This window comes from Nonomuraea sp. NPDC049607 (assembly GCF_040675375.1).
Taxonomy (GTDB): Bacteria; Actinomycetota; Actinomycetes; order Streptosporangiales; family Streptosporangiaceae; genus Nonomuraea.
Genome location: NZ_JBFAOV010000046.1, coordinates 43,277 through 62,849, shown reverse-complemented (window position 1 = coordinate 62,849; position 19,573 = coordinate 43,277). Strand labels below are relative to the sequence as shown.

19 protein-coding genes are annotated in these 19,573 nt (G+C 71.2%); 13 read left to right on the top strand and 6 right to left on the bottom strand.

The genetic code is table 11. The annotated features are described in order from the left end of the window. Positions 1–195 precede the first annotated feature (195 nt). From AB0J97_RS46085 to AB0J97_RS46060, 6 genes are all read left to right on the top strand, one after another. Positions 196–1,110 (top strand): 2-dehydropantoate 2-reductase N-terminal domain-containing protein, encoded by a 915-nt coding sequence (locus tag AB0J97_RS46085; RefSeq protein WP_364102147.1) that lies wholly within the window; start codon positions 196–198, stop codon positions 1,108–1,110. Beyond that, positions 1,107–1,463 carry a metalloregulator ArsR/SmtB family transcription factor gene (locus AB0J97_RS46080; RefSeq protein ID WP_364102145.1) on the top strand — a complete coding sequence of 119 codons (357 nt, stop codon included), beginning with the start codon at positions 1,107–1,109 and terminating at the stop codon, positions 1,461–1,463. Before AB0J97_RS46085 ends, AB0J97_RS46080 begins: the two co-directional genes overlap by 4 nt. A gap of 149 nt (positions 1,464–1,612) precedes the next feature. Next, the gene (locus tag AB0J97_RS46075) at positions 1,613–2,005 is read left to right on the top strand and encodes a GntR family transcriptional regulator (protein ID WP_364102142.1); all 393 of its coding nucleotides are present in this window, start codon (positions 1,613–1,615) and stop codon (positions 2,003–2,005) included. Next, positions 2,002–2,964: an ABC transporter ATP-binding protein gene (locus AB0J97_RS46070; RefSeq protein ID WP_364102139.1), complete on the top strand. Its 963-nt coding sequence runs from the start codon at positions 2,002–2,004 to the stop codon at positions 2,962–2,964. Before AB0J97_RS46075 ends, AB0J97_RS46070 begins: the two co-directional genes overlap by 4 nt. Positions 2,965–2,981: 17 nt before the next feature. Further along, the gene (locus AB0J97_RS46065) at positions 2,982–3,947 is read left to right on the top strand and encodes an ABC transporter permease subunit (RefSeq protein WP_364102136.1); all 966 of its coding nucleotides are present in this window, start codon (positions 2,982–2,984) and stop codon (positions 3,945–3,947) included. Positions 3,948–4,074: 127 nt separating this feature from the next. Then, complete coding sequence (locus AB0J97_RS46060) at positions 4,075–4,959, top strand: hypothetical protein (protein WP_364102133.1); 885 nt, start codon at positions 4,075–4,077, stop codon at positions 4,957–4,959. A gap of 19 nt (positions 4,960–4,978) precedes the next feature. Here the strand turns inward: AB0J97_RS46060 and AB0J97_RS46055 are convergent, their stop codons facing one another. Genes AB0J97_RS46055 through AB0J97_RS46040 form a run of 4 tightly spaced genes read right to left on the bottom strand, consistent with a single transcriptional unit; the run spans position 4,979 to position 9,066 of the window. Next, complete coding sequence (locus tag AB0J97_RS46055; RefSeq protein WP_364102130.1) at positions 4,979–6,010, bottom strand: carbohydrate ABC transporter permease; 1,032 nt, start codon at positions 6,008–6,010, stop codon at positions 4,979–4,981. Between the two features lie 4 nt (positions 6,011–6,014). Beyond that, complete coding sequence (locus AB0J97_RS46050) at positions 6,015–6,941, bottom strand: sugar ABC transporter permease (protein WP_364102127.1); 927 nt, start codon at positions 6,939–6,941, stop codon at positions 6,015–6,017. Continuing rightward, positions 6,926–8,299, bottom strand: a complete 1,374-nt coding sequence (locus AB0J97_RS46045) for an extracellular solute-binding protein (RefSeq protein ID WP_364102124.1) — start codon at positions 8,297–8,299, stop codon at positions 6,926–6,928. Before AB0J97_RS46045 ends, AB0J97_RS46050 begins: the two co-directional genes overlap by 16 nt. After that, complete coding sequence (locus AB0J97_RS46040) at positions 8,296–9,066, bottom strand: GntR family transcriptional regulator (protein ID WP_364102121.1); 771 nt, start codon at positions 9,064–9,066, stop codon at positions 8,296–8,298. Before AB0J97_RS46040 ends, AB0J97_RS46045 begins: the two co-directional genes overlap by 4 nt. A gap of 126 nt (positions 9,067–9,192) precedes the next feature. On the opposite strand from AB0J97_RS46040, the gene AB0J97_RS46035 reads away from it, so the two are divergent. The 3 genes from AB0J97_RS46035 to AB0J97_RS46025 all read left to right on the top strand — a co-directional run bounded on the left by AB0J97_RS46035 (position 9,193) and on the right by AB0J97_RS46025 (position 12,516). Further along, positions 9,193–9,816: a polysaccharide deacetylase family protein gene (locus AB0J97_RS46035; RefSeq protein ID WP_357703910.1), complete on the top strand. Its 624-nt coding sequence runs from the start codon at positions 9,193–9,195 to the stop codon at positions 9,814–9,816. Positions 9,817–9,839: 23 nt separating this feature from the next. Then, positions 9,840–10,859: a zinc-binding dehydrogenase gene (locus AB0J97_RS46030; RefSeq protein ID WP_364102118.1), complete on the top strand. Its 1,020-nt coding sequence runs from the start codon at positions 9,840–9,842 to the stop codon at positions 10,857–10,859. Positions 10,860–11,058: 199 nt separating this feature from the next. Next, positions 11,059–12,516, top strand: a complete 1,458-nt coding sequence (locus AB0J97_RS46025) for an FAD-binding protein (protein ID WP_364102115.1) — start codon at positions 11,059–11,061, stop codon at positions 12,514–12,516. A 23-nt stretch (positions 12,517–12,539) separates the two neighbouring features. On the opposite strand, the gene AB0J97_RS46020 is transcribed toward AB0J97_RS46025, so the two are convergent. Beyond that, positions 12,540–13,724, bottom strand: a complete 1,185-nt coding sequence (locus AB0J97_RS46020; RefSeq protein WP_364102112.1) for an alpha/beta hydrolase — start codon at positions 13,722–13,724, stop codon at positions 12,540–12,542. Positions 13,725–13,836: 112 nt separating this feature from the next. On the opposite strand from AB0J97_RS46020, the gene AB0J97_RS46015 reads away from it, so the two are divergent. Genes AB0J97_RS46015 through AB0J97_RS46005 form a run of 3 tightly spaced genes read left to right on the top strand, consistent with a single transcriptional unit; the run spans position 13,837 to position 17,099 of the window. Next, on the top strand, positions 13,837–14,967 hold the full coding sequence (locus AB0J97_RS46015; RefSeq protein WP_364102109.1) for a histidine kinase: 1,131 nt from the start codon (positions 13,837–13,839) through the stop codon (positions 14,965–14,967). A gap of 5 nt (positions 14,968–14,972) precedes the next feature. After that, positions 14,973–15,659 (top strand): response regulator transcription factor, encoded by a 687-nt coding sequence (locus tag AB0J97_RS46010; RefSeq protein ID WP_364102106.1) that lies wholly within the window; start codon positions 14,973–14,975, stop codon positions 15,657–15,659. 36 nt (positions 15,660–15,695) lie between these two features. Beyond that, positions 15,696–17,099, top strand: a complete 1,404-nt coding sequence (locus AB0J97_RS46005; protein WP_364102103.1) for a hypothetical protein — start codon at positions 15,696–15,698, stop codon at positions 17,097–17,099. A gap of 62 nt (positions 17,100–17,161) precedes the next feature. On the opposite strand, the gene AB0J97_RS46000 is transcribed toward AB0J97_RS46005, so the two are convergent. Continuing rightward, positions 17,162–18,595 (bottom strand): hypothetical protein, encoded by a 1,434-nt coding sequence (locus AB0J97_RS46000; RefSeq protein WP_364102100.1) that lies wholly within the window; start codon positions 18,593–18,595, stop codon positions 17,162–17,164. Positions 18,596–18,953: 358 nt separating this feature from the next. On the opposite strand from AB0J97_RS46000, the gene AB0J97_RS45995 reads away from it, so the two are divergent. Beyond that, positions 18,954–19,427: a hypothetical protein gene (locus AB0J97_RS45995; RefSeq protein ID WP_364102097.1), complete on the top strand. Its 474-nt coding sequence runs from the start codon at positions 18,954–18,956 to the stop codon at positions 19,425–19,427. The last annotated feature ends 146 nt before the right edge of the window (positions 19,428–19,573 follow it).

The following is a 19,573-nucleotide window of genomic DNA, read 5'->3' as shown; positions in this document are numbered from 1 at the left end:
CTTCTGACGATGGCAGGGCGGGAGGAGGAGGCCCTCACCATGCTCGTCGCCCACGCCCACCTGGGCGACCCCGTCGCCGTCCGGCTGCTGGCCGAGCGGGCGGAAGCCTGATCGAAGGGGCCGTGCGCGGACACCCGCAGCTTCTGCGATGATATTGCTCTATAAATCCAAATATTTAGATCTATGGAGCGATAGATGTCGAAGGTGCTGATCGTCGGGGCCGGGGCGTTGGGGCAGGTGTTCGGGGCGTGGCTGGCCGCGGCCGGGGCCCGGGTCAGCTATCTCGTGAGGCCGGGCCGGGAGGACTGGGAAGGGGCTTCGCTGTACCGGCTCAGGTGGGGGCGGGCCCCGGTGGGCGAGCGGATCGTGCCGTACGAGGTGAGCAGCGAACCGCCCCGCGAACGGTGGGACATGGTGTGGCTCTGCGTGGACTCGCCCGCGTTGCGCGGCGAGTGGACGAGTGCGCTGCGCGAGGTGACCGGCACGGCCACGGTGGTCACCATCGGCCAGGATCCGGGCGATCTGCACACCCTCGCCCGAGTCTGGCCGCAGGAGCAGATCGTCCAGGTGACCCCGATGCTGCTCGCCTACCAGGCGCCGCTGGAGCGGGAGGTCCCGGGGCCGGGGGTCGCGTACTGGGTGCCGCCGGGTTCGGCGACGGGCGTCACCGGAGCGCGTGCCCCGCAGGTCGTCGCCGCGCTCCGGGCCGGCGGCGTACGGGCCAGGCGGGTGACGCGGGCCGGCACGGGGGAGCTCACCGCCGCCCGGATGATCCCCTACATCGCCGAGCTGGAGTCCTCCGGCTGGCGGTTGCCCGCGTCGAGCACCGGGTTGCGGCGCGCCGCCGCGGCCGTCCGGGAGGCCGCCGGCGTGGTCTCCGCCCAGCACGGACTGCGCGCTTCCCTCTCCGTCCCGTCCTGGGCGGTGGGGCTGGCGTTGCGCGTGCTGCCCTGGCTGCTCCCCTTCGACCTGCGGCGCTACCTGGAGACGCATTTCACGAAGGTGAGCGCGCAGACGCGGCTGATGCTGGACGGCTGGATCGCCGAAGGCGCCGCCAGGTCGCTGCCGGTCGGCCGGCTGTCCGCCCTGCGCGACTCGCTGCCCGCATGAGCGGCTCCATCGACGCCCGGGACGTCCTCGCGCTGTTCGCGCGGACCCGGACGCTGTTCACCGCCCTGGGGGACGAGCGCAGGCAGGAGATCGTCGTCTTCCTGCTGGAGTCGGCGGCCCCGCGCAGCGTCGGCGACATCGCCGCGCACCTGGAGCTGTCCCAGCCCGCCACCTCCCACCATCTCAAGATCCTGCGCGACGCGGAGCTGCTGACGGTGCGGCGCAAGGGCACCCTGCGCCTGTACGACCTCAACGCCACGGCCTACCCGGACCTCCTGACCCCGATGCGCGACCTCATCACGACGATCATCTCCTGCGCGTCCGACCTGGGGGACCACCCGAACAGCCAGTAGAACGCCGGCCGCCGCACGGGTCCGCCGCGCTCGGAGCGTCCTCGCCGGGGCAGGAGCCCGGTTCGGCGCCCCGAGACGCCTGCTCCCAGTTGACGAAGATCGCGGACGTCAATACCCTTTTACTAATCTAATAGGAAAAGGGTATTGCGGTGATCAAGTTTCGCCTCGACCCGAGCTCTGGTGTGGCGACCTATCTCCAACTGGTGCATCAGGTCAAACACGCCCTGCGGCTCGGTGTGCTCAAGCCGGATGATCGGCTGCCGACGATCAAGGAGGTCGTCGGCGACCTCGCGATCAACCCGAACACCGTGGCCAAGGCCTACCGCGAACTCGAACACGAGGGCCTCGTCGTCGGCCGGCCCGGGCTGGGCACGTTCGTCCGGCGGTCCCTGGGCAGCGGGTCCACGGCCGATCACACCCGGCTCTTCCGCGACCTCGCCCGGTGGGTGCACGACTGCCGCGAAGCCGGGCTCGACCAAGGAGACATGGAGGCGCTGTTCGCCTCGGCGCTCGCCGACTCCGCCCAGGAGGGGATCGCATGACAGCGGATCGGACAGTGAGGATGTTCGGCGGCGGCTCCGGTGAGTTCACCGCCCTCGCGCAGGGCCCGACCGCTCTGGAGGCCATGGGGCTCGCCAAGCGGTATCGGGGCACATGGGCGTTACGCGACTGCACGCTGTCCGTCCCCGCCGGCCGGGTCATCGCGCTCGTCGGGCCGAACGGCGCGGGCAAGTCCACGTTCCTGCATCTGGTCGCCGGGCTGATCACCCCCACCCGGGGCAGCGTGCGCGTCTTCGGCGAACCGGTCGGGCAGCGGGCGGCGGCCCTGGCGCGGGTGGCGTTCCTGGCCCAGGACAAGCCCCTCTACGGCGGCTTCACCGTCGCCGAGATGCTCCGCTTCGGACACCATCTCAATCCGGGATGGGACGACGCCCTGGCCCGGCAACGGCTGGCGGAACTGGACCTCCCGCTGAACCGCAAGGTGGGCAAGCTCTCCGGCGGCCAGCAGGCGCAGGTCGCGCTGACCATCGCCGTGGCCAAACGGCCGGATCTGCTGGTCATGGACGAGCCGCTCGCCAACCTCGACCCCGTTGCCCGGCACGACGTGATGCGCTCCCTGATGACGGCGGTCGCCGAGACCCGGATGACGGTCGTGCTGTCCTCTCACGTGGTCCCCGACCTCACCAACGCCTGCGACTGGCTGGTGGTGCTCAACCGCGGCCAGGTCCAGATCAGCGGCGAGGTCGACGAACTGCTCGCCACCCACCGGATGTTGTCCGGCCCGGCCGAGCTCGCCGACGGGGTGGCGGCCCGGATGCCGGTGATCAGCGACAGCCGCAGCGAACGGCAGGCTGGCCTGCTGGCCCGCACCGGCCCGGAATCGCCGTTGCTCGACCCGCGATGGAGATCGTCCGGTGTGAGCCTGGAGGAGCTGGTGCTGGCCTACCTGCGCCGCCCCGACGCCACCTCGCTACCCCGTCCGGCTTTGACCGTTTCCTGACCTGAGGAGAACTGGAAGTGTTGTGGCTCACCTGGCGGCAGCACCGCACGCAGCTGCTCGTCACCGTGGCGGCGCTGGCCGTCCTCGGCTCGGTTCTGCTCATCAATGGTCTGGGCGCGGCCGGCTTCGCCGCCCAGCACGCCCCGGCAGCCGACTGCGTGGCCGACACGCCCGAGTGCAGCGCCTACCTCGTGGAGATGAACGAGCGCATCCGGCCGGTGGGCGAACTCCTCAGCTGGCTTCCGCTGCTGGCCCCGGCCATGATCGGCGCCTTCTGGGGTGCTCCGCTGCTGGCCCGGGAGTTCGAGCAGGGCACGCACCAGCTGGCCTGGACGCAGTCGGTGACACGGCGGCGCTGGCTGGCGGCCAAGATCGTCGGGCTCGGTGCGGCGGTCACGCTCGGCGGGCTGGTGCTGGCCTGCGCCGTGAGTCCGTGGCTGGCGGCCTTCGATGTCGCCCCCTTCAACGTCGACCGCTTCGACCCGCGCTGGTTCCGCCTGGTCGGCATCGTGCCGGCGGCCTGGTGGTTGTCCGCGTTCCTGCTCGGCATGGCCGCCGGCGCGCTGTTCCGGCGGACCCTGCCGGCGATGGCGGTGACCCTGGCGGTGTGCGCGCTGGCCTTCTTCGGGCTCCTCAGGGCGCCGTCCTCGTACGCGGCGCCGGTTCGAGCCGTGCAGGCCGAGGTCATCGACGAACTCACGCCGGAGGGCTCCCTGTCCGTGCACGACTACTGGATCGACCGGAGCGGCAGGCAGTACACCTCTCAGGACAGGACGCTCGCGCTCGCCGGCCTCTGTGGGACGGACGAGACGACGAAGAAGTACGCCAAATGCTCATTCCGTCACGGCTTTCGGCAGGTGGCCGAGTTTCACCCGGCGGGCCGGTTCTGGCGGTTCCAGTTGACCGAGGCGGGAGTCCTGCTCATCCCCGCTCTCGCGTTGGGCGGCGTCGCCGTCCGGCGCACCCTTCGGCCCCGCATCTGAACCCGGACGAGGCCAGGGCCGGCGCCCATGCCGAGCCCTGCCCTTGCCAGGGCACGGACGCAGGCCGATCCTGGAGCCGGGCGACGCGACCGGCGGGGGACGAACCATGTCTCGACACACAGCATCCATGGCCGTCACCTGCGTCCTGATCGGCGGCCTGATCTCGGGCTGCGACCAGGGCGACTGCGCCGCGAAGGCGATCGCCGGCGTCTACGAGTCCTATTCGCCCATCGTCCTCGCCGTCCTGCCCGAGGTGGTGCCCAAGGCGATCCCGGGGATCGCGGTCAGTCTCGGCCTGTTCGCGGCGGACGCCCTGGCGCGCTACCTCATCGACCACGCGGTCCCGAAGGACAGGACGTGGCTGCTGATCGAGCAGACCCTCCACGGGCAGCAGCGGACGAGCGTGTTCGAGCTCGGCACCGATCACGAGCTCAAGGTCGGCGTGAACGGCGCGCAGCTCAGGCACGTGGACCTCTACGTCAAGGAGCGGCAGATCAAGGTGGTCATCCCGCGTGGCACCGCGGCGGAGGTCACCGTCACCGACGCCGGGAACGGCGACGAGGTCGCGGTGCGCGGCACCGTCCCCGGCGACCTGGACGGCTCCCTCGACCTCGACACCGGCCGCACCTCGCCGGACGACTCGCTCGAGGCCCGCGCGGCGGACATCCAGATCGAGACGTTCGGGTTCGACGTGGGTCCGAAACTGGTCAACGGGGCGACGGCCGCACGGTTCGCCGGGACCGGCCGGCCGACGCTGCACGCCTGCATGTCCATGCCCGCGCCGGCCTGGACGAGCGAGTTCCAGGACTGGCAGCCGGGAACCCCGGACCGCTCCTGGTGCGTCAGGACCAACGCCGGGCACTACGGCCTCGCCGTCCCGAAGCAGACCGAAGCCTTCTGGATCGGCCCCGCCGAGGACGCCGGTGCCGTCTCCTACCTGCTCTGGGCCCAACCGGGCCTGCCCGCGGCCCCCGCCACCGCCGTGCCCGGAGCGCGGATGGACGGGTGCTGACCCGCACGCCGACGGCCGCCTATTTCTCCACCCCGGTGCTCATGATGCCGCGCACGAACGTGCGCTGGAAACAGATGAAGAGGATCACTGGGACGGTGATCGTCATCATGGCGCCGGCCTGGATGTAGGCGGGTTTCGTCGAGTACAGGCCGTTGAAGGCGGCCAGGCCCACCTGCAGCGGCTGGAGCTCGGGCCGGCCGGAGAGGTAGATGAGCGGGGTGAAGTAGTCGTTCCAGGTGTAGACGAAGTTGAACAGGGTGACGGCGGCGATCGCCGGCCACGCCTGCGGCACGATCACCGAACGCAACGTGCGCAGCGGTCCGGCGCCGTCGATCGAGGCCGCTTCGTCCATCTCGCGGGGGATGGTCAGGAAGTACTGCCGTAGCAGGAAGACGCTGTAGGCGTTGCCGAAGAAGGCCGGCACGAGCAGCGGCAGCCAGGTGCCCACCCACCCGATCTGGGCGAAGATCGCATAGGTCGGGATCAGTGTCACCGCGGTGGGCAGGAAGATCGTGGCGATGAGCAGGGTGAACAGCGGTCCGCGGCCGGGGAAGCGGAAGCGGGCGAAGCCGTAGGCGACCAGCGTGCACGACAGAACGGTCCCGATCGTGCTGATCACCGCGAGGGCGATGGTGTTGAGCAGCAGCCGGGGGAAGTCGATGAGTTTCCAGACCGCGGCGTAGTTCGACCAATGCGGCGCCAGGGTCCAGCTGGGTTCGAGGGTACGCCAGGAACCCTGCCAGGTGACGGTCCCCTTCTCCGGCGCCGCCGGGTCGACGAACTCGCTCTCGGCGCGCCCCTTCTTCACCAGGGCGAGTTCGCGGACCGCGCCGTCGACCGGCACCCGGTACACGTCGTACCGCCGGCCCTCATGGGTGAAGGTACGCGGGTCGGACGGCAGCAGCGGCGCGTGCGCCTGGCTGACCTGCCGCTCGCTCTTCAGCGACGACAGCATCATCTGGACGAGCGGCGACAGGAACGCCACGACGATGCCGAACATCACGATCGTCATCAGCGCCGTCCGGATGCGGCGGGCCGGGGTCGGGGTCACCGGGTCACCTCTCGCTCGTGTAGTGGACCCACCGCCTGGACAGCCGGAACAGCACCAGGGTCACGACGAGGGTGATGACGAACAACAACCACGCCAGCGTCGAGCCGTAGGACATCTCCTGATAGGTGAAGAAGGTCTGGTACAGGTAGAGGTTGAAGAAGCGGGTCGCGCCGCCGGGGTCGCCGGTGCCGTTGAAGAGCACCAGCGGGATGAGGAAGTACTGCATGACCTCGACGACCGCGAGGACCAGCGTGTAGAAGATCACCGGCGACATCATCGGGATCGTCACGTGCCACAGCCGGCGCCACCATCCGGCGCCGTCCAGCCGGGCGGCGTCGTACAACTCGGTGGGGATGCCGCGCAGCCCCGCCAGGTTGATGATGATGCCCGAGCCGAGCCCCCACAGGCCGATCATGGCGAGCCCGGGGATCACCCAGGCGGGGTCGCTCAGCCAGCTCGGCGCACCGCCCACGCCCAGCCAGTGCAGCGCGGTGTTGATCCAGCCGTCGTCGACCAGCATGTTCTGCCAGATCAGCGCGCCGGCCACGAACGGCACCACGTACGGCATGAACAGCAGCACCCGCACCAGCCCGGCGCCGCGCAGGTACCTGCTGTTGACCGCGACCGCGAGCAGGAACGGCAGGGCGACGACCAGCGGCAGCCAGAGCAGGGCGAAGCGGGCGGTCACCCACAGCGAGGCCCACGCCTGCTGGTCGGCGAAGAGCCGCCGGTAGTTCGCCAGGCCGACGAACATGAGCGGCTCCTGCTCGGCCGGCGAGATGTTGAGGAAGGTGAAGACGAACGTGGCCGCCATCGGCAGCGCCGTGAACGCGAGGAACCCGATGATCCACGGAAGGACGAACAGGAATCCGTACCGGGCCTCCCGGCGGGCCGGCCGGGACATCGTCTCGCCCCTCATGAGCGGTTCCACGCCGCCTGGATCTCCTCGCGCATCTCCTTGAGCTGGGCGTTCATGTCGAGCCCGCCCTTGGTCATCCAGCGGCTGCGGTAGGTGCCGAGGATGGTGAGCGTCTGGTTGTACTTGGGCGTGTACGACTCCGAGTGCGGGTTGTCGGCGAACGCCACGCTGTCCTTGGCGACCTGCCAGTCGACCTTGTGGGTGAACTGCCCGGCCAGCTTGGCGAAGAAGGCCTCCTGGTCGGCGGTACGGGCGGGCATCGCGCCGTACGCGGAGAGCAGTTCCTGGGAGGCCGGGCCGACCAGGTAGGCCAGGAACTCGAAGGCCTCGGCGGGGTGCTTGCTGCCGGACAGGATCCGGAAGGTGTCCGCGCTGGTGGGCGAGGTGGTCCTGCCCTTGTACGAGGGCATCGCGGCCAGGTCCCAGTCGTCGCCGGCGCCGGCCACGCCGTAGGTGGACCACAGGAAGTTGACGCTCATCGCGACGTGCCCGGAGAAGAAGGAGGCGCCGTCCCCGTTGAACTGCTCGCTCTCGAAGACGGGGCCGGTCATGATGAACCGGTCCTTCCACATGCCGTCGTAGAAGAAGCGCCAGGCGTCGGCCCAGGCGTCGGGGATCTTCACGGTCTTGCCGTCGCCCGTGTCCAGCGATCCGGAGGCGAAGGCGGCGCCCTGGTAGCGCAGGTCGTCGCGGGCCGGTTCGAAGCCGTACTGCACGATCTCGCCGGGGTCGAATCCCGCCTGGGTGGCGTCCTTGCCGTTCTTGTCGACGGTGAGCCTGAGGGCCAGTTCCCTGAGCGTGTCGTAGTTCCACTCGCTCTGGCGGCCGTCGGGCCAGGTGTACTTCTCGCCGTACTTGTGCGGCGGCTCGGCCAGACCGGCCTCCTCGAACATGTCGGCCTTGTAGTACAGGGTCGACGGGTAGATCGCGAAGGGGATTCCCTCCTGCACGGAGCCGATCCGGTAGAGGTCGGCGCTGCCCTTGGCGTACGGGCTGAGGTCGAAGCCGCTGGACCTGATGAGGGGAGCCAGATCGAGCCACCGGCCGTGGAAGGCGGCGGCGCCGCCGACACCGACGGGACCGGCGAGGTCGGGCCCGTTGCCGGAGGCGATCTGGGTGGCGAGCGTGTCGCGGGCGGAGTCGTAGGTGACGACCTCGAGCTTCACCCTGATCCTGCGCTGGGCGGCGTGGAACTTCTCGATCACCTTCTGCTGCACCTTGACCTGCTCGGCCTGCTCGCCGGTGCCCAGGCAGCAGTACCAGCGCAGCTCCACCGTCGCGGCGTCACCGCTCGGCGGGGAGGCGGAGCCGCAGGCGGCCAGTGCCACGGCTGATGCGATCGCGACCAGGGCGTTCGATAACCGATTCACGTGTCTCTCCCGAGGCTGGGGTTCGGGGGGCGGGCGATGGAGAGCTCGAAGGAGAGGCGGGCGCGGTCGCCTCTCACGTAACTGCGGGTGAACTCGACGGGCTCGTCGCCGGGGCCGAAGGCGATCCCCTCGACGAGCATGGCGGGGCGTTCCACCGGCTGGTCGAGCAGGCGGGCCTCGTGGGCGCGCAGCCGTACCGGCTCGATGACCTCGCGGGCGCGCACGATCCTGGCCCCGTAGTGCTCGCCCAGCAGGCTGTAGAGGGAGTTGCGTTCGAGGTCGTGGTCGAGCAGCCCCGCGAAGCGGTCGGCCGGCAGGTAGACCTGCTCCAGGATCAGCGGCTCGCCGTTGGCGATGCGCAGGCGCTCAAGGTAGACGACCTGCGCGCCGGCGGCCAGGGCCAGTGCGGCGGCGACCATCTCTCCCGGCCTCTCGATCCCCGACTCGATCAGCCTGGTGTCCGGGTCCATGCCGTGCATGTGCATGAGGTCGGCGAAGCTCTGGCTGGTGCCCATGTCGACCTCCAGCCGGGAGTGCAGGACGAACGTGCCGCGTCCGCGGGTGCGCTCCAAGCGGCCCTCGCGGGCCAGCTCGGCCAGGGCCCGCCGGACCGGGATGAGGCTGCATCCGTAGCGGCGGGCCAGCTCTCTTTCCGGTGGCAGGCGGTCTCCGGCCTGCCATTCCCCCTCGTCGAGCGCGGTGCTCAGGTCCAGGTAGACCTGGTGGTGGAGGGGGATCGGACCGGCTTCGAGCCGATAGCGGGCCATCGGGCGTTCGCTTCCTTCCGGAATCTGCCAAGCGGTTGTTTGATGACAATGTTGTCAGCAACACCGACACTGATCACAGCCGCTACCTCTGTCAAGGCGGCCCCGACTCAGAGGCAGGTGCAAGGCGTGACGCAGTCACCCCTAACCCGACCGGCGCCCTGGCGAGTGGCGCTGACCTTCGACGTCGAGCACGGCGACCAGCCCGCTCACCCGGACGGCACCCGGCACGTGCTCGAAACGCTCACCGAGCGCAAGACCGTGGGGACCATGTTCATCCAAGGACGCTGGGCCCAGGCCAACCCCTCGCTGGCCGAAGAGCTGGCCGCCCGCGGTCACCTCATCGGCAACCACTCCCATCACCACGCGCCGATGAGCTGGTTGTCGCCCAAGGCCTTCAAGCTGGACGTACAGCGCGCCGAACGCGCCATCCGCCGCGCCACCGGCCACGACCCGCGTCCCTGGTTCCGCTGCCCGTTCGGCGACGGCAGCGAGGACCCGGCGATCCGGTCCGCACTGGACCGGCTCGGCTACCGGGAGACGAGCTGGCACGTGGACCCGTTGGACTGGCGCGGCAAGGCCACCGGGCCGGGCGTCGCCCGCCTGGTCATCGAGGAGGCCACCGCGCACGGCGACGGCGCCGTGGTGCTGTTCCATCCATGGACCAAGGCCACCGGCCGTGCCCTGCCGCTGGTCATCGACGGTCTGCGCGCGGCCGGTGCCCGGTTTGTCCGCATGGACGAACTCGCATGAACCGCCCACCGTGGGAGTGGCCGATGAGGTCGTTGTTCGTGGAGTTCCCGAAGCCGGGCCAGGTGCGAGTGGCGCACGAGGACGTCGCTCCTCCGGGCTTCGGCGAAGTGCTGTGCCGCACCACGCTGTCGCTGATCAGCCCCGGCACCGAGCTGGCCTGTCTGCGCGGCGAGTTCGACCCCGGCACCAACTGGGAGGAGTGGGTGCGTTACCCGTTCCGGCCCGGGTACAGCATGGCCGGGATCGTGGAGGCGGTCGGCGAAGGCGTCACGACGTTACGTCCCGGTGACCGCGTGCAGAGCTACGCGCCCCACCAGGAACTGGTCACACTCACCGAGCGCGAGGCCCGGCTGCTGCCCGGCGGCGTGACGGCCGAGGAAGCGGTGTGGGTCCCCCTCGTCGTCACCGCGGCGGCGGGCACCGCCAGAGCCGCGATCACCCTGGGCGAGACGGTCGTGGTCCTCGGACTCGGCCCGGTGGGTCAGCTGGTCGTCCAGTACGCGGTCGCGCACGGAGCCTCCCGCGTCGTCGCCGTCGACACCGATGCCAGGCGGCTCGACCTGGCGCGGGCGAGCGGCGCGAGCGACCTGCTCACGGCCACCGCGGCCGACGCCCGCGCCGCCGTCGCCGACCTGACCGGCGGCCGGCTCGCCGAGGTGGTCTTCGACGTCACCGGCAACCCCGCCGTGCTCTCCCAGGCGGTACGGCTGGCCCGGACGCTGGGCCGGGTCGTCCTTCTCGGCGACACGCCCACGCCGTCCCGGCAGATGCTCGGCCCCGGCGTGGTCAGCAACTCGCTGACCATCCTCGGGGCGCACGCCGACCTCGTCTCCGACGACCCGTCAGCCGGCCCGCTCAACCGCGACGCGGTGACCGGGTTGTACTTCCGCCGCCTCGCCTCCGGCACGTTCCGCACCGCCGGGATGATCTCCGAGCGGGTGTCCCCCATGGACGCGGCAGCCACCTACGCACGCCTGCGAGACGGCGGCGCACCGGCCGGAGCACTCTGCTTCGACTGGACCGACGCGAAAGGGGAACAGTGACCCGGCCCTGGCCCGCAAGCGCGGAGATCGCCCGGTCCGTCCTGCCTTGATGTGCTCGCCTGCCGCCCGGCTCGCTCGTCGAGGCCCGCGGCGCCGGAGTAAGCCTTTTGTGGCTGTCATCCGGTTTCGTTCGGGTAGCGTCGCCGGTTGCCGTCGGCGATGATCGACGCGACGTGACCGCGCTGCGAAGGGGTCGGACATGACGTGGCACCCGTGGAGACGGACGTTCCTCGCGGCGGGGGCGGCCGTGGTCGGCTTCGACCCGTCCACGCGCACGTGGGTCACCGACGCCGCCCGGTCTCAGGGGATGGTCGACCTGCCGCTGCTGAAGGGCAAGGTGATGACCGATCCGGCCTCCCGCGGCCAGGCGGCCGACGACTTCGGGCACCTGGTCCACCGGACCCCCAGGGCCGTGCTGGAGCCCGGCGACGTCACGGACATCATGCTGATGATGAGGTACTGCCGGACGCACGGTCTCCAGGTGGCCGCGCGCGGTCAGGGACACGCCACCTTCGGCCAGGGCCAGGTAGAGGGCGGTCTGATCGTCGACATGACCCCGCTCAACGCGGTCGAGGTGCGGGAGGACACGGCCGTCGTGGAGGCGGGCGCGCTCTGGAGCAGCTTGGCGCAGGCAACCCTGGCCCATGGCCTGACCCCTCCGGTCTTCACCGACTACCTGGAGCTCTCGGTCGGCGGCACGCTCTCGGTGGGCGGTGTCGGCGGCCAGACCCACCACCACGGATCCCAGGCGGACAACGTCGTGGAACTGGAGGTCGTCACGGGGGACGCCGCCCTGAGGAGATGTTCCGCGCAACTGCGCCGCGACCTCTTTCATGCGGTGCTGGCCGGCAGAGGACAGTGCGGCATCATCACCAAGGTCACCATGCGCCTGCGGCCCGCCCCCGCGACGGTCCGCCACTACCTGCTCTCCTACCCGAGCGTGGCCGCGCTGACCGCCGACCAGCGGCGCGTGGTCCACGACGGCCGCTTCGCCTACGTGGAGGGAGAGCTCGGGCTGCCCACCAGCTCCGCCGGCTGGAGTCACCAGCTTGAAGCGGTCGCCTTCTTCGACGGTACGACCCCGCCCGACGACGCCGAACTGCTCGACGGCCTGGGCGACCAGCCCGGCGACCGGCAGATCCAGGACATGTCCTACTTCGACTTCCTCAACCGGCTCGCCGCGGGCGTCGCCGATCTGAAGTCCGCAGGCGAGTGGTACCGCCCGCACCCCTGGTGGAACATGTTCCTGCCGGCGAGCCGCGCCGACGCCTTCGTGGAGGCCGTCATCAAGGACCTGACCGAGACCGAGGTCGGCGCCAGCGGCGTGGTCCTGCTCTATCCCTTCCCCCGCGCCCGCCTGCGCCTGCCCCTGCTGCGCGTGCCCGACGAGGAGACGGTCTTCCTCTTCACCCTGCTCAGAACCGCCTCGCACGGAGCCGGGAGCCCGGAGGACATGGTGGAGGCCAACCGTTCCCTCTACCTGCGCGCCCGAGCCGCCGGGGGTTACCAGTACCCGGTCGGCTCCATACCCACCACGCCCGAGGAGTGGCGCACCCACTACGGCCCCGCATGGGCCGCCTTCGAGGCGGCCCATGAACGCTACGACCCCGACGGAATCCTCACCCCGGGCCAGGGCGTCTTCCCTCCGGGACCGTGACGTCCCCGCCCGCCGACCCGGCCTCAGGGGTTCTGGAAGGTCACTTCCGGGTTGGCGGGTGACGGGCCGTTCAGCAGGGGCTGGTTCTTGCCGCGGAGGTGCTGGTCGAAGAAGGCGCCGACGTACGCCGTGGTGATCTCGCCCGATCGCTTGCCCGACAGGGGCGCGGAAGGGTCCACGATCCCGACCTGGGCGCCCAGGATGGGCAGGTCGATGAAGGTGAAGTGGCCGGAGTCGGCCACGGTCAGCCAGCGCTTCCAGCCGTCCAGGCGTGGCCAGTCCCGTCCCCAGGTGGTGTCGGCGGAGCCGGGTGAGTGCTGGACCTTGGTGCCGAGCATGAGGAACGGCCGCCCGTCGAGCCCGGAGACCGGGACCGGGGCGAAGAACGAGCCGTCCAGGTTCGCCCCGGCGCGGACCCGCTGGTCGGCGGCCATGACGCTCGCCGCGGCGTTGCCGCCGAGCGAGTGGCCCGCGGCGCCGATCCGGCGCGGGTCGATCATCTGCCAGTGCCTCCAGGCGGGCGCGGACCGTACGGGGCGGGTCAGCCGGTCGATCACGAAGGACAGGTCGGCTGCCCGGCCGACCGCGGCCTTGGCCATCAGCTCCTTCTCCGCCTCGTCGGTGGGGGCGCTCTCCACCGTCTCGCATGCGACGCAGGTCAGGGTACGACCGCCGGGGAAGGTCGCGCCGAACGACTCGTAGGCGTGATCCACAAGGGCGACGACGTAGCCCTTGGAGGCGAGGTCCTCGGCGAGGGTGGTCAGGGTGGCCCGGTTGAGGGTGAACCCCGGGGAGAGCACCACCAAGGGGTGCCTGCCGCCGACGGGACGAGCGTTCAGGTGCGCGTTCGTGCTGACGTCGGCGAGTTGCTCGGCCTTGAAGACGGTGTCGAGCCTCTGCCCCTTGAGAAGCAGCCGAGCCTCGTCGACGGTCATGTACGGCGCGGCGCTCCCGCCGGTGCGCGCCGGGAAGTACACCGACACCATCAGCTCGCGTGCGGCCGCGGGCATCCACGGGTCGCGGCGGCCGGCGTCGACGAGATGCAGGGTGTCGCGCCCCACTTCGTACTGGCCGGTGGGCCGCGGGATCGCGACGCGTACGTCGGAGGTGTCCGCGGTGGAGGCGGCGGCGGGCGATGCGGCCGCCGCCGGGAGGGCCAGCGCCAGGGCGAGGAGGAAAGGTGCGGGGTTACGGCGAGTTCTGATCATGCACAGAACTGTAGAAACGACGCCACCACCCCCCACATGCCCGAAAGACAACTTCGGCCCCTTACTTTCGTCAGGGAGTGGAGCCCGTCGGGTGGCGGCCGATAATGAGCGAATGATCAACGTGGGTCGCGCCGGCGGGGTTGCGATGGTCCGGGCTGCCAGGTTCTCCGGTCGGAGCGCCGACGGCGCGATCGCGGCGGTCACCACCGCGGCCACCCTCGGTCCGCTGCTGGTGGACGGTCCCAAGGCGTGGTGGGTCGTCGCCCTGGGCGCGCTCGCCTCCGCACCCGTCTACTGGCGCAGGCGCGCGCCCATGGCCGTGGCGCTGGTCGTCGGCGCCGCGATGACCGCCATGGTCTTCTGGGAGAAGCCGTTCCTCCCGTTCGGCCCCCTGGTCGCCGTCCACACCATCGCCGACGTCAGCCCCACGTGGAAGCGCCTGGCAGCGATCCCGGCGATCGCCGCCATCGTCGGCGTCTCCCTGGCGCTGCCGGGGGAGGACAGCGAGACCTTCCGCCTGATCGGCACCGCCTTCGTGGCCGCCTATGCGCTGGGCACCAGCGCCCGGGCGAACCGGTCACGTACCGCGGAACTGGCCGAACGGGCCCGTCGCCGTGAACAGGAGCACATCGCCGCGGTGGCGGAGGAACGGGCGCGGATCGCTCGTGACATGCACGACATCATCACGCACGCCGTCGGGCTGATGGTCGTTCAGGCGGAGGCCGGGCCCGTGGTCGTACGGAGCGACGCGCCCAGGGCCGAGGCCGTCTTCGACGCGATCGCCGACACCGGCAGGGAAGCGCTCACCGAGCTGCGCGGCCTGCTCACGGCGCTGCGCACGTCGGCCGTTCCGGCCGGGGAGGACCTCGGGCCCGCCCAGCCGACCCTGGACGGACTCGCCTCACTGGCCGAACGCAGCGGCCTGGACGTGGTCATGACCGTGGACGGCGAGCGGCGGCGGATCTCCGGCAGCCTGGAAGCCGCCGTGTACCGGATCGTCCAGGAAGCCCTCACCAACGTGCGCAAACACGCCGGGGCGCGCAACGTACGGCTGCGACTGCGCTGGACCGCGCGGGAACTGCTCGTCGAGATCGCCGACGACGGCGGCGGACCACGTCGCGACGGCGGCGGCTACGGCCTGACAGGCATGCGGGAACGAGCGACCACCTACGGCGGGACACTCACCACGGGACCGGGACAGGACGGCGGATTCCTTGTCAGGGCCGTCTTTCCGCTTGAATAGCGCGCATGCTGCGCGTGCTCATCGCCGACGACCAGGATCTCTTCCGCGCCGGGTTCGGCCTGATCCTGGGTGCCCAGCCGGACATGCTGGTGGTGGGCGAGGCGTCCGACGGTGACGAGGCGATCGCGCTGGCTGGGCGGCTGCGTCCGGACGTGGTCCTGATGGACGTGCGGATGCCGAACAGGAACGGCATCGAGGCCACCAGGGAGATCTGCGCGACCACCTCCGCCAAGGTGCTTGTCCTGACCATGTTCGACCTGGACGAATACGTCTACGACGCCGTCCGCGCGGGCGCCAGCGGCTTCCTGCTCAAGGACATCCGCCGCGACGAGCTGGCGCACGCGGTGCGCACCGTGGCCGCCGGTGAGGCGTTGCTGGCGCCCGCCGCCACCCGCAGGCTGCTGGAGAACCTGGTCAGACGGCCGGCTCACGGCCCGATGCCACGGCTGGCCGGACGGCTGGAGGCGCTCACCGAGCGGGAACGCGAAACGCTCAGGCTGGTCGCCCGCGGACTGTCCAACGCCGAGATCGCCGCCGCGCTCGTGGTCACCGAGCACACGGTCAAGACGCACGTCAGCCGCATCCTGACCAAGCTGGACCTGCGGGACCGGGTGCAGGCGGCGGTGTTCGCCTACGAATGCGGCCTCGTGGTCGCCGGTGAGAGTGACATCGGAGATCACACTCACGACTGACGCGCCACCAGGGTGGCCGCGAGCAGCATCGTCGGCATGAAACGTGTCCTGATCGCGCTCGCCGCGGCCCTCGCCTCGGCTGTCCTGCTGCACTTCGGCACCGGGCTGCACCCCGTGGCCTGGCTGACGTGGCTCGCTCCCTTGCCCGTGCTGCTCGCCGCCCCCCGGGTCAGGGGCGGCTCGGCCTTCGCCGCGGGCGCCCTCGCCTGGCTCGGCGGGCAACTGCAGTGGTGGCCGTACTTCACCGGGACGATCGAGACGCCCGTCCCGGTGGCGGCCGGTCTTCTCGCCGGGCCGGCGCTGCTGTACGGCCTCGGCGTGCTGCTTCACCGTTCGCTGCTGGCCAGGCGGCGGCCGCTGTCGGCCGTGCTCGCCGTACCGGCGCTGTGGGTCGGCGTCGAATACCTGATGGCGCTGGCCGGACCGCACGGCGCCTGGTGGAGCCTGGCATACACGCAGGCCGACGTGCTGCCCGTCGTGCAGACGGCCTCCGTCGCCGGCGTCTGGGGGATCACCTTCCTGCTCCTGCTCGTGCCCGCCGCCGCGGCCGTACTTCTCGCACCGGGCGCGACCCGCCGGCTCCCTGTCGCGGTGACCGCGGGCGCGCTGGTGGCGCCGGCCCTGGCGTACGGTCTCGTGCGGCTCGGCACCGGCCAGGACGGCGGGCAGCACCGCGAAGTCGCGCTGATCTCCACCGACAACCCGCTCGACACCGCGGAACTGGACACCCCGCAGGGGCGTGACCTGCTCCGGCGCTACGGCCGGGCCGTCGAGGCGGCCGCCGCCCGCGGTGCCGGGATCGCGGTGCTGCCGGAGAAGACGTTCGGGGCGGCCACCGCCCGCCTGCCGCTGGCCAGGCCGGGAGTGACGGTCGTCGCCGGCCTCGCGCTCGGCACCGGCGCGACGCGGACCAACAGCGCGCTGGTCTACCCGTCCGGCGCCCGCTACGACAAGCACCACATGATTCCCGGGCTGGAGTCGGAGTTCACGTCCGGCAGCACGCTGACCATGCTCGGCCCGACGACGGGCCTGATCATCTGCAAGGACCTCGACTTCCCCTGGCTGGTACGCCAGTACCGCCAGGCCGGCGCGACGGCGCTGCTCGCCCCCGCCTGGGACTTCGACGACGACGCCTGGCTGCACAGCCGCATGGCGATGGTCCGCGGGGTGGAGAGCGGGTTGTCGGTGGTCCGCGCGGCCCGCCAGGGCTTCCTCACGGTGAGCGACACCCGGGGACGGGTGCTGGCCGAAGGCCGCAGCGGCGAATCCGGCGTGGAGACGGTGTTCGCGGCGCTGCCGCAGCAGGGCGCCTCGACCGTCTACACCAGCCTGGGCGACTGGGCCGCCTGGTCCTCGGTCGCGATGCTGCTCGTCGCACTCGCCGGACTCCGCATCGCCGCCCCGCACAGGATGCCGGATCAGCAGCCTTTGGCGGGCTGAACCCCGTGCGAGGCACGATCTTCCCACGGACGGGAGGCGCCCTGTCACGACCGGGGATCTGATCAGGACACCGAGGTCAGGTGGCCGTATCTGGACAGGGCCGTGGCCAGGTCGCCGGATTCGCCACGGAGAACCGCGTCCAGGAAGGCGATGGTGGCCTCCGCGGTGATGCGCGGCCCGGCGGTCCGGCCGAGCGAGCCGACGAGCGCGGGCAGGGGCGGCAGGAAGAGCGGGGCGTCGGTGAAGGTGAGGTGCGCCGTGCCGGGGACGGTGAGCCGGTAGCTCGTCGCCGTGCTGAGCTGAAGCACCCGCGTGAGGCGCGGGATGTATTCCGGCGTCTCGCCCGGTTCGACGTCGTGGGTGAGCGCGAGCACGGGCTGGTGGAACGGTCGCGTCACGGGGTCGCGGGGGAAGCCGTCCAGGTCGATGACGGCTGCGAACCGGGGGTCCTGGCGGGCGGCCTGCAGGGCGGCGGCGCCTCCGAGGGAGTGGCCGGTCGCCGCGGCGCGGCGGGTGTCGAGCCGCCCGGTCAGGAGGCCGGGGATCTCTCCACGGTCCAGGCGGCCGAGCTGGGTGAGCACGAAGCTGAGATCGGTGGCCCGGACCGCCGTCCACCCGGCCGCGCGCCTGTCGTCCTCCGCCTGGTCGCCGGTGGCCGCGACCCGGGTGCGGATCGTCCGGCCGTCGGTGAGGGTGACGACGGCCGAGTCGTACGGGTGGTCGAGGGCCGCCACGACGTACCCGCGGCCGGCCAGTTCCTCGGCCCAGGCGGTGTTCTGGGTGCGCACGCCGCCGAGCCCGGGCGAGAACAGCACCACGGGGAACCGGTCGCCTCCGCCGGCCACCGGCGCATCGGGCACCGAGTTCGTGCGGGCGCGTGGCGGCTCGTCGAGGATGAAGCCCGGAAGGCCCAGGTAGTCGGCCTCACCACGGGCGACGAGCTGTGCTTCTCGCATGGTGCGGCCGAGGTACCGGGCCCGCTGGGCGGCCGGGGGAGCGTCCTGCGCGGGATACCAGAGCTGGACGACGACCGTCCGCTTGTCATCGGTCCGGGACGTGGCGATCTCCGCGCGATCAGGGTCGCTCCATTGCACGACGGTGGTGCCGACGGCGTAGGCGCCCGACGGCTCGGGGAACACGGGCACGGGCAGCGCCCACGCCGCCACCGCGCCCGCGAGGATCAGGGCCAGGCAGGCCGCCGATCCCGGCAGGGCCAGCCACCATCGAGCCCGCCGTACGGGCCGTCCGGCACGCCATCGCAGCAGTGAAGGAGCAGCGAACGCCAGCGCGATGGCCCCTCCCGCGAGGACGGGGAGGAGTTGCCAGCGGATCCCGAGCACGGCCAGCACGGTCGCGGACACCGCGAGGAGCGCCGCGCCGGCCAGTGTCGAGAGGTGGCGCGCCCTGGGCGGCAGCCAGCGGGCCGGCACCAGTGCGACTGCGGATGCCAAGGCCGCGAGCTCTACGGGGGAGAGCCCGAACACGGTCACGTTCATGTGATCACCGTGGCGGAACGACCTCGGCCGGACATCGGGCCCAGTACCGAGAGTCGCCTGCGACCCCGGTATGACCCTTCGCGCCCCGTCTGCGACTGTGGGCTGATCTCTGCCCCGACCACGCGAAACCTCGGCGGAACGGGTTCCGGCCCTCATGCGATTTCCTCACCGGAAGATGTGGATGTTCTCCCGGACCCAGTCGTGAAGGGTCAGCGGCGGCTGGCCGGTGAGCCTTTCGACGGTGTCGAAGATCTGCCGGTCCCAGGCGGTCGATTGGCGCTTGAGCTCCAGCAGCGCCTCCAGCCGAGGCCCCGACCAGCCGAGGCGGTCGAATTCCGCTGGTGGACAGCTTGACCAGATGGGACGCTCCGGCCCGGGCCGCCGCGGCGACCAGGTTGCGTTCCTGGACGGGGCCGTCGGGGCCGTAGCCGGGCGGCAGGACGAAGACCTTGTCGACGCCGTCGAGTGCGGCGTCGAGGGTGTCGGGCCGGTCGAAGTCGCCGGTGGCGACTCGACGCCGGTGGGGAACGTGGCCTTGGCGGGATCGCGGGTCATGGCCCGGACGAGGACGTTCCGGTCGGCGAGCAGGGCGAGGAGGAACAGGGACAGGGCCGGCCCGATCGACGCGATCGCGATGGAGCACCGGGCCGGCGTCGATGCCCGCGCACAGCAGCCCGATCAGCGCGAACAGGACCATGCTCGCGAGGGGATGGTGGCGCCGGCGGGCGCGGTCACGGCAGGTGCGGAAGAACGGGAAGTCACGAAGATCCTGGCGATCAGAGAAGCAAACTCCGGCGGAGCCTGCGAACGAACGGAAGAACATCGGCCCTGAACGGGCGACGGAGATGGGATCGGTCAGGCGTGAACCTGACGCGAACCGGCCTGCTCGGCCCTCTCAACCCTGATCCACCCGCTCGCGGGCTTGTCGATCAAGGTCCTTCATGTGTTCGTCTGGTCTCCAGGCTCCCGATTGATCGC

What these genes read in the sequence shown, in the direction of transcription:
- AB0J97_RS46085 (WP_364102147.1), top strand. Translation starts at nt 196, where the DNA reads ATGTCGAAGGTGCTGATCGTCGGGGCCGGGGCGTTGGGGCAGGTGTTC.
- AB0J97_RS46080 (WP_364102145.1), top strand. Translation starts at nt 1,107, where the DNA reads ATGAGCGGCTCCATCGACGCCCGGGACGTCCTCGCGCTGTTCGCGCGG.
- AB0J97_RS46070 (WP_364102139.1), top strand. Translation starts at nt 2,002, where the DNA reads ATGACAGCGGATCGGACAGTGAGGATGTTCGGCGGCGGCTCCGGTGAG.
- AB0J97_RS46060 (WP_364102133.1), top strand. Translation starts at nt 4,075, where the DNA reads ATGGCCGTCACCTGCGTCCTGATCGGCGGCCTGATCTCGGGCTGCGAC.
- AB0J97_RS46040 (WP_364102121.1), bottom strand. Translation starts at nt 9,066, where the DNA reads ATGGCCCGCTATCGGCTCGAAGCCGGTCCGATCCCCCTCCACCACCAG.
- AB0J97_RS46030 (WP_364102118.1), top strand. Translation starts at nt 9,840, where the DNA reads ATGAGGTCGTTGTTCGTGGAGTTCCCGAAGCCGGGCCAGGTGCGAGTG.
- AB0J97_RS46025 (WP_364102115.1), top strand. Translation starts at nt 11,059, where the DNA reads ATGACGTGGCACCCGTGGAGACGGACGTTCCTCGCGGCGGGGGCGGCC.
- AB0J97_RS46020 (WP_364102112.1), bottom strand. Translation starts at nt 13,724, where the DNA reads ATGATCAGAACTCGCCGTAACCCCGCACCTTTCCTCCTCGCCCTGGCG.
- AB0J97_RS46015 (WP_364102109.1), top strand. Translation starts at nt 13,837, where the DNA reads ATGATCAACGTGGGTCGCGCCGGCGGGGTTGCGATGGTCCGGGCTGCC.
- AB0J97_RS46010 (WP_364102106.1), top strand. Translation starts at nt 14,973, where the DNA reads ATGCTGCGCGTGCTCATCGCCGACGACCAGGATCTCTTCCGCGCCGGG.
- AB0J97_RS46005 (WP_364102103.1), top strand. Translation starts at nt 15,696, where the DNA reads ATGAAACGTGTCCTGATCGCGCTCGCCGCGGCCCTCGCCTCGGCTGTC.
- AB0J97_RS46000 (WP_364102100.1), bottom strand. Translation starts at nt 18,595, where the DNA reads ATGAACGTGACCGTGTTCGGGCTCTCCCCCGTAGAGCTCGCGGCCTTG.
- AB0J97_RS45995 (WP_364102097.1), top strand. Translation starts at nt 18,954, where the DNA reads ATGGGACGCTCCGGCCCGGGCCGCCGCGGCGACCAGGTTGCGTTCCTG.